Here is a 13,197-nt window from a genome sequence, read left to right on the forward strand (position 1 = left end):
TGGTGCGAGGCATCCGCGGCCTGCCGATCCGACCAGCGCGGTGGACCGCGCTCGTCCCCACGCGGTTGCTCGCGTGCGGGCTGAGCGTGGGGCTGGGGCTCGTGCTCGGGCTGGCACCCGTCGCCGCCTCCACGGCCTGGGCCGCTCCGGGTGATCGCGCGGCCGAAGAGGCGCTCGACGAGTGGGCCGCCACGCTGCGCGAGGTCGAGCAGTCGCTCGCCAAGGCCGAGCAGGCCGCCAAGCGCGAGCCCGAGGCTTCCGCCGACGAGCTGGCCAAGCGCCTGGTGCGAGGTCAGCTGCAGCTGGCCGAGGGCGACTACCAAGGGGCCGCGATCGCGTTCCTCGACATCGTCGAGAACCATCCCTCGTCGCAGGCTTCGATCGAGGCCACCTTCTACCTGGGCGAGGCCATCATGAGGCTCGGCATGGACCAGTGGTCCTTCGAGCTGTTCATCAAGGTGCTGGGCGACGCTCGCTCCGACGCCAAGCGCCTCAAGCCGCTGGCGGTGGCCCGCCTGCTCGACCTGGCCGTGCCGCGTCGCGAGCCCGGCTTCGCCCGCAAGCCGGGCCTGTCGGCCACCCCCGAGATGCGTGCACGGCTGCGCGCGGTGGGCCTGTCGACCACGGTCGAGCCTCCCAAGGGCAAGCTGCGCGATGCCGACATCGAGCGCCTCGTTCGCTGGGCCGAGTCGCTCCTGACCAAGGACGGCTACGAGCTGTCGTACGCCTACGGGCGCCACCTCTACCTCACCGGCAAGCACGATCGCGCGATCGCGGTGCTCGACGCGATGAGCCCCGTCGACATCCCGATCACCCGCGGTGGGCAGGGGGCCAAGTGGCGGGTGCGGGCGGCCTACGTCGCGGCCGCGGCCGCGCTCGCGCTCGACGACGTTCCCGCCGCGCTCGACCGCTTCTCCCGCATCACCAAGGCTCGGCCCTCCGATCCCAACGATCGCCAGATCGTCGAGCTGGCCTGGCTCGGCATCGCCCGCATCCACCACGACGAAGGCAACACCGAGGACGCGGTCAAGTCGTACCGCCGCATCGGTCGCGACTCGCCGTACTTCCCCGAGGCCATGTACGAGACGGCCTGGACGCTGATGGCGGCGCAGCAGTACGAGCAGGCCGTCCAGGCCCTCGACCTGCTGCTCGTCTACGATCCCGACTCGCCGATCGCGGCCGAGATCAAGCACCTGCGCGGCAAGGTCCGCATCCAGCAGCGCGACTACGAGGGCGCCGAGGCGCAGTTCCTGGTGCTGCGCCGCGAGTTCGAGCGCCTCGCCAAGCGCCTGGGCGGCAAGCTGCAATCCAAGGGCGACGCCACCGCCTACTTCGCGGCGGTGGTGGGCGAGGACATGGAACACTTCAGCCTGGGCTCGCTGCTGCCCACCGGAGCCCTGCCGCTGGCCCATGCGTTGCCACGGGCCATGCACGGCGAGTCGCTCGCCGGCGAGGTGGGCCAGCTCGACCGCGAGCTCGAGGACCTGCGCTCGCTGCTGCGCCGCATGGAAGAGGCGGTCGACGTGCCGCACAAGGCCAAGCTGTTCAATGATCTCGCCGCGCACGTGGCCGGGCTCGACGACGGCACCTCGCAGGTGCTCGAGGTGCAGGAGCAGCTGGTGGCCCGGCAGATGGTGCGCGCACGTGGCGAGGGCGTCGATCGACTCGAGTCCGAGCGTCGCAAGCTGCGGGCCAAGCTCGATGCTCCGGTGGGGGGCGCCGCCCCGGGTCGCGACAAGGCCGGCCGCGCCATCGAGCGGCTCGAGCAGCAGGCCCACAAGCTCGAGCTGGTGGTGGCCGAGCTGCGGGCCCAGCTGGTGGCCACCGAGCGCTACTACGAGGAGACCCGCGCCGAGCAGAAGATCGACCACCAGGCGTTCCTCACCCAGGCCGCAGAGATGCGCGACGAGATCGCCGGGCTCGAGGCCGAGGCCGCCGACCTGCGCCGACGCGTGAGCCGGGCTCGCGCCAACCTGCGCTTCTCCAACCCCGAGGACGACGCCTGGCGGCAGGCCGCGGCGGCCTACCAGCAGCACCTGTCGCGCATGCACCAGGCATTCGCCAAGGTCGCTGCCGAGGCAGAGGCGGATGCGCTGTGGAAGCGGGCCGAGAGCTGGCACGCCAAGGCCGGCGTCGTGCGAGCGGGGCTCGACGCGGCGGCCGAGCGGCGGCTGGCCAAGGCCATGATCATCATGGCGGAGGAGCGCGCCAACCTCGATCAGTACCGCAGCGAGCTCGATGCCACCCGCAATCGCACCAAGGACCTCGTGTCCGAGGTGATGTCGGCCACCTATCGCGACGTGGTCGGCGAGCTGCACAACCAGGTGATGCGCAGCGAGGTGGGCCTGCTCGACGTGGCGTGGGCCATGAAGGAATCGGAGTCCGACGAGGTCAAGCGGCTCGAGTACGAGCGCGATCGTACCCTCGGCGATCTCGATGCGGCCGTGAAGATGGGCCTGGAGGAGCTGGGGCAATGAGCGTGCGTCGATCCTCGTCGATTCGGGTCCGTCGCGGCCGCCGCGGCCTCGGGCTCATGGCCGCCTCGCTCTGCTGGATGCTCGCCGCGACCTCCGTGCCCGCCTGGGCCCTGCCGCGCAGTGAGCTCGAGCCCTCGCGCGTCAAGGCTCGCCCCGGCGAGCCCGGCTCGGGGGCGGGCCTCGAGCAGCAGATCCGCGCCACCGAGCCCGCCAAGCTGCAGGCGCCCTTGCCCCTGCGCCCGGCCAACGAGGAGGAGCGGGCGGCGGTCGAGGATCTCGAGCGCTTCGCCAACCGCTACCGCCGGGCCCACGACGCCACCGCGCACACCATCGCGCAGCTGCTCGTCATCGAGTCCAGCCAGGGCAAGCACGTGCTCGAGACCGAGTACCAGCAGCGGATTCGCGAGCACGAGGCCAAGGCCCGCAAGATGCGGGCCCTGGCGATCGAGCGCTACCAGGACTTCCTCGAGCTGCACCCCGACGACGCCACCTGGACCCCCGAGATCACCTTCCGCCTGGCCGAGCTGCACTTCGAGACCTCCACCGATCGCCTCGCGCGCCAGGAGGAGGCGTTCGCCAAGGAACTCGACGCCTACCAGATCGCGCTCGAGAAGGACCCCGACGCGCCGCCTCCCGAGAGCCCGCAGCCCGACTACACGGCCTCGATCGCGCTCTATCGCGACGTCGCCGTCCGCTTCCCCCGCTACCACCTCGGCGACGCTGCCCTCTACATGATGGGCACGCTCTCGTACGAGATGGAGAATTTCGACGAGAGCCGACAGTCGTACCTCGCGCTGACCTGCGCCAACAAGTACGCGGCCCCCCTGGCCGACGGCAGCAACCTCGTGTCGTCACGCGCCTTCCGCCGCGGCGACTACGGCGAGTGCGTGCCCTGGAAGGCCGACAGCACCTTCACCTCCGAGGCCTGGCTGCGCGTGGGCGAGGTGCACTACGACCTCGACGAGCTCGACCCCGCGCTCGAGGCCTACCAGCAGGCCGCCGCCGATCCCGAGGGCGAGCTCTACGACGAGGCCCTGATCCGCATCGCGTGGACGCTCTACCTCAAGCGCAGCTTCCCCGAGGCGGCCGACAAGCTCGACGAGTTCGTGCGCTACGCCGACACCCACAAGGGCCAGGCCAAGGCCGACGGGGCGGTGGCCCTGCGCGAGGACGCGATCAAGTACCTGGCCAAGACCTACGTCGAGGAGGACTGGGATCTCGACGGCAACCGCGATCGCGTGTGGGGCTTTTCCCGGCTCGATCGCGACTACCGCGATCGCGGCAACGAGCGCCACGTGCCCGAGATCTACGCCGCGCTCGGCGATCTGTTCGCGTTCCAGACCGAGTTCGTCACCGCCATCGACATCTGGCGCAAGACCCTCGATCGCTGGCCGCTGACCCCCGCCGCGCCCAAGATCCAGCTGCGGATCATGCAGGCCTACAACTACCTGCAGGACGAGAACGGGGCCCGCATCGCTCGCGACGCGCTGGCCACCAACTACCTGCGCGGGACCAAGTGGTTCTACGCCAACGAGGGCGACCCCGACGTGGTCGAGGAGGCGCTGGCGCTGGCCGAGGAGGCGCTCGTCCACACCGCCATCGATCACCACAACACGGCCCAGGAGCTGCGGGCCGCCGGCGACCCCGGGGCCAAGGCCGAGTACGAGATCGCGGCGCGGGCCTACGAGGCCTACCTCGAGCGCTTCCCCGACACCCCCACCTCCTACGAGAACCGCTTCAACTTCGCCGAGTCGCTCTACTACAGCGATCAGTACGAGAAGGCGGCCGAGCAGTACGGCCAGGTGCGCGACTCCAACATCGACAACCGCCTGCAAGAGGACGCCGCGCAGGGGGCCGTGCTCGCCTACGAGGCGCACATGGGCCAGCTCGAGCAGCGGGGCGAGCTCGCCATGCCCGCGATGCCCAAGGCCGGCGTTCCCGGGCCGTTCGAAGCCCAGGAGATCCCCGGCGTCGTCCTGGCGCTGCAGGGCGCCTACGATCGCTTCGTCGGCATCGTCCCCGACAGCGAGCAGACCCCGACCATGATGTACCTGGCCGGCGAGATCTCGCAGCGCTACTACCACTTCGAGGAGGCCGAGCGTCGCTTCGTGCAGGTGCTCGACGAGCACTGCAAGGAGAACGTGGCCATCAACGCCGGTACGGCCATCCTCGATTCCTACAGCGCCCGCGAAGACCTCGAGAACGTCAAGCTGTGGAGCGAGCAGCTCGCCGAGCGCGGCTGCGGCGAGGGCGACGAGGCCCAGAAGTTCGCGGGTGAGCTCAAGGCGCTCGGCAACGCGGTGCGCTTCAAGGAGGCCACGCTCCTCTACGAGGCCGAGGAGTTCGAGGCCGCGGCCGATCGCTTCGTCGCGCTGGTCGACCAGGCCCCCGACGATCCCAACGCCGACCGTGCGCTCAACAACGCCGCGGCCTGCTACGAGAACATCGGCCGGTTCTCCTCGGCCAGCCAGACCTACCGGCGGATCTACACCGACTACCCCGACTCGGAGTTCGCCGACGACGCGCTGCTGCGCACGGGCTTCAACCACTCGCGCTTCTTCGAGTTCGACGAGGCGGTGGCGAGCTACCTGATCCTCGCCGACGACCAGCGCTTCGAGGACAGCGAGCACCGCGAGATCTCGCTGTGGAACGCGGCCGACCTGCTCGACAACCTCCAGGACTACAAGCGCTCGGCCGGCTTCTACCAGCGCTACGCCGACAAGAGCGAGGACGAGGCCAAGGCCGGCGAGGCCCTGTTCCGTGCGGCCAAGGTGCTCGGCAAGACCGACGACCACGCCGCCACGATCGCGGCCTACCAGGCGTTCATGGCTCGCTACGGCGCCAAGCCCGAGCACGCCGAGCGAGCCGTCGAGGCCGAGCTGCGGATCGGCCAGGCCTACGCCGCGCAGGACAACCGCAAGAAGGCCGAGGAGCACTACCGGGCCACGGTGGCCGCGTTCGAGACCCGCGGCCTGCAGCCCAACACCGATCCGGCCGACTTCCCGGCCGAGGCGCAGTTCCTGCTGGCCGAGTATGCGCTCTCCGACGTGCTCGACAAGAAGGTCACCGGCACGGGTCGCCAGCTCGAGAAGGAGACCAAGGCGCTGTTCGACTCGCTCGTGGTGGCCACGGCGGCCTACGACAACGTCTTCCCCTACCGCCGCATCGACTGGGTGCTCGCGGCCATGTTCCGCCGCGGCCAGGCGTTCGAGTCCACTGCGATCGCGGTGCGTGACGCTCCCGTGCCCAAGAAGCTCAAGGAGAACACCGAGTCCTGGTTCGCGTACAAGGACATGATCGAGGTCTTCGCGGCCCAGGTGGAGAAGAAGGCCATCGATCTCTATGTCCAGACCGTGACGCGCGGCAAGGAGTTCAACATCGCCAACGAGTGGACCCGCTCCGCGCGCGAGCGGCTCAACATCTACATGCCCGAGGAGTACCCGCTGCTGCGCACGCCGGCCCTCGAGCTGCAGCTGGAGGATCGCCGATGAGCTCGCTCGACCACCGTCCTCGCAGCCAGCAATGGCTGGCCCGGCTCTCGCTGGGCACCCTGACCCTGTGCCTGCTGGGGGGCTGCCCGTCCACGCCCAAGCCCGAGACCGAGGTCCCCGAGGGGCCCTCCGAGGAGCTCGAGGACGTCGATCAGGGGATGATCGACGCCGCCCTCGCCGAGGGAGCCGACGACGCCACCAAGCAGGCCGCGGCCCAAGAGGTGCTCAAGAAGGTCAAGGATCGCGACCCCGAGGAAGAAAAGAAGAAGATGAACAAGTCGCTGGCCATCAGCGCCGCGGCTCAGGCCCAGCTCGACAAGGGCAACCTCACCGAGGCCGTCCACACCGCGCGCGAGGCCCTCAAGGTCCACGAGCAGAACGTCGACGCGATGCTCGTGCTCGGTCAGGTGTTCTACCGGCAAAAGAAGTACGAGCTGGTGCTCGCCGTCACCAGCTCGGCGCTGCAGGTCGACGCCAAGACGCGCACGCCCGAGCAGAGCTCGCGGGCCTACAACCTCCAGGGCTTCGCCATGATGGCGACCGGCGAGGAGGTCAAGGCCACCATGCTGTTCAAGAAGGCGGCCGAGGTCGACGAGAAGAATGCCGCGGCGTGGAACAACCTGGGCACGCGCTACCTCGACGCGGGAGACGTGACGACGGCGACCGGATGCTTCCAGTACGCGCTCGAGCTCGATCCTCGCTTCTACAAGGCGCACCTCAACTACGGCGCCGCGCTGCGAGCCCAGCACAAGTGGGAGGAGGCCGAGACCTCCATGCGCAAGGCGCTGGAGCTGCGGCCGAGCTACGCCGAGGCCTACTTCAACCTCGGCGTGCTCTACCTAGATGCTGATCCGTTTCCCGGGCTCGAGACCACCGCGCGACTCAACAAGGCCATCCAGCACCTGACCAAGTACCGCGAGCTCGCCAGCAACGACGGCGGACCGCGACCCGGCTCGGCGACGGCGGGCATGAGCAGCGGCAAGGCACCACCGCCGCGCGTCAGCAAGGAGCGCGCCGACGACTACATTCGCGTGGCCAAGAAGGGGCTCGAGCGCGAGGAACGACGGCTCGATCGCGAGAAGGAGCGCGCCACCAAGCCCACCCCCGCGGGTGGCGATCCCGCGGGAGGAGATCCGGCTGGTGGCGGCGATCCATCGCCGGTTGCCGGAGCGGGCTCGAGCCCCGAAGAACCTGCCGTCGCGGACGGCACGCCGCCCGACGATGGGGCGCCGCAGCAGCCGGATCCGCAAGGCCCAAGCACGCAGGCCCCCACGCCGAGCAAGCCCGCGCCGCAGGGCCCAACCCAACCCGCGCCGCAGGGCCCAACCCAGCCGAGCAAGCCCGCGCCCGTCCAGCCCGCACCGCAGGGTCCGAGTACACAGGAGCCGGCTCCGAGCAAACCGCCGCCGCAAGGCCCGAGCACGCCGGCACCCACCCAACCTCCACCAGCCAAGCCCGCGCCGCAGGGCCCCGCGCCGGCCAAGCCCGCACCGCAAGGTCCCGCACCGCAGGGCCCCGCACCCGCCAAGCCGGCGCCGCAGCAGCCCTCCGTGCAGAAACCACAGTCGGCGTCGTTACGCCTTCCTTCGCCGCAGCGCTCGTCCATCGAAAAAGTTCCCCGCAATCCTGCATCGCGTGGAACCCGCTACCCCGCTCCGACACTAAGCTCGATGCAGGTTGGTGCCCCCATCCCCGGGTGCATCGAGACCTCGCCTTCGTCTCCGATCTCCTGCACGAGATCGGCCGAGCTCATTGGTGATCGGTGGCTTGCTTGCCTCGACGACTCGTGCGTCGATCCTTCCACGAGCCCGACATGAGCCGAACCATTCTCCGCCCACCCCATCCGTCCATCGCGGGAGACCATGTCGCCGGTGATCGTCTCGCACGCGCGTCGGCCGGGCTCGACATCGGACCCGTGGGGTCCTCACGCTCGCTTCGTACGGGCCACCACGGTTCGATCGGTGAAGCCTCGGATTCGGAGCCTCCACCTCCGGCCTCACGGGCCACGGTGCAACCAACGGTAGGATTGGTATCGAGCCTTAGGCCGCTGAATTCGGCGTTTGGACGGCGTACGCAACGGTTTTGCACCTTGGCAGCGGCTGGCGTTTTCGCTACATTGCTCGCCTCGCAACCTGTGTACGGTCAGCCCCCACAACGGGGCCAACGCTCGAGTTCTCCCGCCCCGGCGGAGACCGAGACGGCGAACACCCCCCAGGCTCCTCGGTCGTCCCGCGCTCGTCAGCACGCGGGGCCATCGACCGAGTCGTCGCCTGGTGATCGCGTGGCACCCTCGGTCGCTCCGAACGCGGGGTCGTCCAGCTCCTCCGGATCGACTTCTTCCACGGCCGCGAGTTCTGCCGACGCGCCCTCGACCGAGCCTGTACGCATTGCCATGCGCACGGTCACGGCCGCGTCCTCCGCCGCGCCCGAGCCGAGCTCGGAGCCCGCCACCGAGCCCACCACCACTGGCTCGGGCCCCAACTCGGGTTCGGCTTCGGCCCCCGACTCGGGCACTGGCGGTGGGGGCGATCGCGGTCGGAATGCGCCCTCGGGCAAGCGCACCGTCATCAAGGACGAGTTCCTCGTGGAGGGCAAGCTGGAGAAGCCCAGCGCCTACTACATCCTGAGGCGCTCGTCGCTCGACTACGACTGGGCCCGGCTCGACGCCAAGTTTTCACCTTTGGTGCTTGAGTCGGTCCAGGATCCTCTGTTCTAATCCCTGCTTGGGTCGCACCACCCAGGACTTCACGCCGCCCAAACGATTACTCTATCGCCGCCCAATCTTTTCTTGGCCACCCGGCAAGGGGGCCTCCCGAGGGCCAGCGTTCTCCGCGCGCGAGAGCGCTTGCCCCGGCTGAGTCGGGCAGCATCGGAGCAACACACCAACAACAACAGCAGCAGCATGGGTCGGGCTCATCGACGTGCCACCGACCCGGGGACCACGAGGAACGGCTCCCCGCCACTGAGGAGGACACACGGTCATGGACAATTTCGCTGAATTCTACCAACAGGGAGGTGGCTGGATGCACTTCATCGCGCTCGCGGCCGTCATCGGCGCGGGAGTGACGATCGAGCGCTTCATCTTCCTGTTCTTCCGTTTCAACATCAACGGCGGTCAGTTCTTCAACCAGATCCAAAAGCTGGTGATGGCGAACAACATCGACCGCGCGATCAAGCTCTGCAACGCCGCCGACAAGGCCGCGCTCGCTCGCGTGATCAAGGCCGGTCTCACTCGCGCCAACAAGGGCGAGGCAGACATCGCCGCCGCCATCGAAGAGGCAACCCTCGAGGTCGGGCCCGCCATCAGCAAGCGCGTGGCCATGATCTCCGCGGTCGCCAACATCGCCACCCTCTTGGGTCTGCTCGGCACCATCTTCGGCATGATCGCGGCGTTCGAGGCGGTCGCGACCGTGTCCGCCGACCAGCGCGCGACCGCTCTGGCCAAGGGCATCTCGATCGCCATCAACACGACCGGCTTCGGTCTGTTGGTCGCCATCCCGCTGCTCGCCATGCACATCTTCATCTCGAACCTGGCCAAGAAGATCGCCGACGAGGTCGACCTCTACTCGGTCAAGCTCGAGAACCTCCTGGCCGCGCGGGTCCGCCAGGGTTAGTGGGGGGCCGGCCATCTCGGCCCCCGCGGCGCGGGTGCCCCCGAAGACGGGGGCAGAAGGCCCTGGATGGACGAGCGCTTCACCACCCTGGACGAACTCTCTGACGAGAAAGGACGCGGGACATGGCTAGACGAAAGAAGAAAAACGAAGAGGCGGAGCTCGAGGCCAACCTCCTCCCCGTCATGAACGTTATGTTCCTTCTCATCCCCGCCCTCCTCTTGGCCATGGAGGTCGCCCGCTTCGCCGCGGTGACCGTCACTCCGCCGAAGTTCGCGGCGCAGGCCGACGAGAAGAAGGAAGAGAAGAAGGAGGAGAAGCCGCTCAACCTCAAGGTCTTCATCATGGAAGACGGCTACCGGGTGAGCGCGCAGGGGCAGCAGCAGGGGGCCGAGGCCGGCAAGTCGGCCGACTCGAACAAGCCCACGATCCCCCTGGCCAAGCCAGGGGCCCCACTGGACGACTTCGCGCGCTACGACTACGCCAAGCTCGAGGCCGAGGCCGCGCGGTACAAGAGCCTGTTCGCCCACGAGACGGTGGTGACGATCAGCGCGGAGAACAGCATCCCGATGCAGGCGCTCATCAACACGATGGACGCGCTGCGGGGATCGGACTGCAAGCTGCTCAAGGCCATGATGGGGGAGGAAGTTCCCCCCGAGTGCTACTTCTGGCAGCCCATCGTCGAGGCAGGAGCAGGCTGACATGACCCCCGAAGAGCTCTTCCAAGCGAAGAAGGCGGCCAAGAAGGCCGCGCGTCGCAACAAGCCCGACGAGAACGCCTCGCTCCAGCTCACCTCGCTGATGGACGTCGTGTCCATCATCGTGGTGTACCTCCTCAAGAGCTACGGCTCGGATCCAGTGCTCATCACGCCGACGGGTGGGCAGAAGATCCCAATGTCCAAGGCCGACTCGCCGATCCAGGACGGGATTCCGGTCTACATCTCGAAGCGCGCGATCACCTTTGGTAGCAAGAAGATCGTCCAGCTCGACGAGAACGGCGACATCGATCCCGCCGCGCTACAGAACCACCTCATCGGTCCGCTCTACGACGCGATGGCCGAAGAGGCCGACAAGGCCAAGCAGATGGCCGTGGCCCAGGGCAAGACCGAGAACGACTGGAGTGCCCGGGTGATCCTGGTTGGAGACGAGACCCTCAAGTTCTCCACGTTGGTCGACGTGATGTACACGGCCGGCCGGGCGGAGTTCCGCGAGTACGCGTTCTGCGTGATCCAGTCGAATGGCTGAGAGCCTCCCCGTCGGGGAGGGCACGTCGACGGCGGCCGGATCCGAGACCTCGGGTCCGGCCGTTTGCGTTGGTTGCGCCGAGCAATGGCGCAGTGATCGATTGGGCCCGGGTGGACACGTGATCGGCGTGACGGATCTCGAGACTCGCGGCCATGGACTGAGGCATGGCCGAGGAAACCGGCGGAGCCTTCGTGCGTGCTCTCGGAACCGGCCGGTTGGAGGGTTCGCTCGGCGTTTGGCCACGGTTGCCGGCAACGGTATGCTCGCTCCGCTTTCTCCCTTCTTCCGCCAGCGTAGTTTGCGCTACGCGGTGTAGCTGCTAAAACCTTCAAAGCTGATGCCGAACCCCAAACCCCGCGAGTCGAGGGCACCCAAGGTGCTGCGCGTGGCCGTCATCGTGGACGACCTCGTCTGCGACGAGATCCATCAGCACGAGGCCGCCTCGATCAGCATGGGGAGCGACTATCGCAGCGACGTGGTGTTGTTCGGCTCGCGTGCGCCCGTACAGCACACGTTGTTCGACTATCGCGACGGGGTCTACTTCCTCGATGTGCCCTCCAACGTGCGCGGCAAGGTGTCGATGGGTCGCAAGGCCTTCACCATCGGCTCGCTGCGCCAGCGGTTCGGGGCGGGCGACAAGCTCCGCGTCAAGCTCAGCCCGCGTGCCAAGGGCAAGCTGCTCATCGGCGACAGCACGGTGATGTTCCAGTTCGACGATCCCAAGGTGCTGCCGCCGCGGCTGCCGTTCCCGGTGCAGTTCAAGGCGCGCTTCGACCAGATGTGGGGCAGCCGTGAGCTGTCGACGATGGCCGTGTCGGCGCTCACCCTCGGCTCGTACTTCACCTGGGCGGCCACGGCTCCCTACGACGACACGTTCAACATCGACGATCTCGACGAGCGCTTCATCCAGGCGATGGGTCTGGTCAAGAAGCAAGACGAGGTCGAGCCCGAGCCCGAGGAAGAAGAGGACGCGCTCGCCGAGGAAGACGAAGAAGAGACCAAGGTCGAGGAGAAGGAGAAGCCCAAGCCCGAGAAGAAGCTCGACAAGCCGCCCGAGAAGTTCTCGAAGAAGGCGGTCGCCGAGGCGCGCAACGTGGGCATCGCTCGTGTGCTGGGCACCTACGGCGGACCGGGCGAGGGCACGGTGCTCGACGTCATCGAGAGCACCGAGAACGATCTGGGCGACCTGTTCGCGCAGGGCATGACCACCACCATGCTCGCCGACGGTGGGGCCATCACCCCGTTCGTGCCCGGCGGCGAGGGCATCTCGCTCGGTGGCAGCATGGTCGACACGCAGGGCTTCGATCTAGGCGAGGGTCCGCAGCTCGAGAAGAAGGAAGACAAGCGCGAGCGCAAGGTCCGGGGCCGCGCCAAGTCGACCAAGACCGACGTGTTCGGCGACATCGACGGCAAGGGCATCAAGGCGCAGATCAATCGGCGCATGAGCGCGCTGAACTTCTGCTACGAGTCGGTGCTCCAGACGCGACCGGACATCGCGGGCAAGATGACCTTCACGATCGGCGTCAGCGCCATGGGTAGCGTGACCTCGGTGGTGGTCGAGGAAGACACCGTCGGCGACGCCAAGGTCAAGACGTGCGCGCAGGCCAAGATCAAGGGCTGGCGCTTCGGCAAACAGGAAGACAGCGGAGAGGTGACCTTCTCCGTGGTATTCTCCGGTGGTTGATGGGGCGGGTGATGCGAAATCGAACCAGAGCATTGGCAGGGGTGTGTGGCGTGTGGCTGGTGCTCGGCGGCGCATCGGGTGCGCTGGCCGGACCTCCGGAGGACGCTGCGGGCGAGGGCGCTGCGGGCGAAGCCCCCGATGAGGGGGTGGCCGAGGCGAAGGCGCCGCCGCCAACGTCCACCGTCTCGGTGCCGGCGGTGCGTCGCGAGATGGAGAACGACATGGCCAAGATCGGAGATCTGGCCGCCGAGGCGAAGCGCGATGCCGATCTGGTGCGAGCCGCGTGCGTGATCGACAAGCAAGAGCGAGCGCAGGGCGTGATGGAGCTGGCCACCGGCGAGATGCTGATCATCCGTGACGAGGGCTCGAGCGCCGAGGCACGCAGCTTCGCGGTCGAGAAGCTCCAGGCGGCATCCGATCGGCTCGGCGATCTGGTGGAGCAGGCCAAGGAGTGCATTGGAGACAAGGCCCCCGAGGAATCCGACGACGTGACCAACAACGAGGTCGACGAGGATCCCACGATCCCCGTGGCCGATCCCACCGTGGGCGGCAGTCCCGATGGCACCAAGCCCAATCGAGTTCCCCCGCCGATCGATGATGCCTCGCCGCCCAGCGTGGGCAGCCCCAGCATGTGAGCAGGGGCGATTGGCTCCGGTCTCGACCGCACGAGGTGACCTCGTCGCCGACGA

Annotated in this window: 10 protein-coding genes; 9 read left to right on the plus strand and 1 reads right to left on the minus strand. The window is 68.1% G+C overall.

The genetic code is table 11. The features are described from left to right. The first annotated feature begins 2 nt into the window (after positions 1–2). From OEB96_RS02750 to OEB96_RS02760, 3 genes are read left to right on the plus strand one after another with little or no spacing between them, the layout of a single operon-like run. The gene (locus tag OEB96_RS02750; protein WP_266213844.1) at positions 3–2,477 is read left to right on the plus strand and encodes a tetratricopeptide repeat protein; all 2,475 of its coding nucleotides are present in this window, start codon (positions 3–5) and stop codon (positions 2,475–2,477) included. Continuing rightward, entirely contained in the window at positions 2,474–5,968 is a 3,495-nt protein-coding gene (locus tag OEB96_RS02755; protein ID WP_266213845.1) for a tetratricopeptide repeat protein, read from the plus strand. The genes OEB96_RS02750 and OEB96_RS02755 overlap by 4 nt, the downstream gene beginning before the upstream one ends. Continuing rightward, entirely contained in the window at positions 5,965–7,785 is a 1,821-nt protein-coding gene (locus tag OEB96_RS02760) for a tetratricopeptide repeat protein (protein WP_266213846.1), read from the plus strand. Before OEB96_RS02755 ends, OEB96_RS02760 begins: the two co-directional genes overlap by 4 nt. Before the next feature lie 421 nt (positions 7,786–8,206). Here the strand turns inward: OEB96_RS02760 and OEB96_RS02765 are convergent, their stop codons facing one another. Beyond that, positions 8,207–8,362, minus strand: a complete 156-nt coding sequence (locus tag OEB96_RS02765; RefSeq protein ID WP_266213847.1) for a hypothetical protein — start codon at positions 8,360–8,362, stop codon at positions 8,207–8,209. Between OEB96_RS02765 and OEB96_RS02770 the strand changes: the two genes are divergently transcribed. The 6 genes from OEB96_RS02770 (at position 8,361) to OEB96_RS02795 (ending at position 13,143) form a co-directional block, all read left to right on the plus strand. Then, entirely contained in the window at positions 8,361–8,684 is a 324-nt protein-coding gene (locus tag OEB96_RS02770; protein WP_266213848.1) for a hypothetical protein, read from the plus strand. The genes OEB96_RS02765 and OEB96_RS02770 overlap by 2 nt on opposite strands. A 265-nt stretch (positions 8,685–8,949) precedes the next feature. Further along, on the plus strand, positions 8,950–9,582 hold the full coding sequence (locus OEB96_RS02775; protein ID WP_266213849.1) for a MotA/TolQ/ExbB proton channel family protein: 633 nt from the start codon (positions 8,950–8,952) through the stop codon (positions 9,580–9,582). Between the two features lie 122 nt (positions 9,583–9,704). Next, on the plus strand, positions 9,705–10,280 hold the full coding sequence (locus OEB96_RS02780; RefSeq protein WP_266213850.1) for an ExbD/TolR family protein: 576 nt from the start codon (positions 9,705–9,707) through the stop codon (positions 10,278–10,280). A 1-nt stretch (position 10,281) separates the two neighbouring features. Next, a complete protein-coding gene (locus OEB96_RS02785; protein ID WP_266213851.1) occupies positions 10,282–10,824 on the plus strand; it encodes a biopolymer transporter ExbD in 543 nt (180 codons plus the stop codon). A 337-nt stretch (positions 10,825–11,161) separates the two neighbouring features. Next, positions 11,162–12,508 carry an AgmX/PglI C-terminal domain-containing protein gene (locus OEB96_RS02790; RefSeq protein WP_266213852.1) on the plus strand — a complete coding sequence of 449 codons (1,347 nt, stop codon included), beginning with the start codon at positions 11,162–11,164 and terminating at the stop codon, positions 12,506–12,508. An 11-nt stretch (positions 12,509–12,519) separates the two neighbouring features. Then, entirely contained in the window at positions 12,520–13,143 is a 624-nt protein-coding gene (locus tag OEB96_RS02795; protein WP_266213853.1) for a hypothetical protein, read from the plus strand. Positions 13,144–13,197: the final 54 nt, after the last annotated feature.

It is taken from the genome of Paraliomyxa miuraensis (assembly GCF_026337845.1).
In the GTDB taxonomy this organism is placed as follows: domain Bacteria; phylum Myxococcota_A; class Polyangia; order Nannocystales; family Nannocystaceae; genus Paraliomyxa; species Paraliomyxa miuraensis.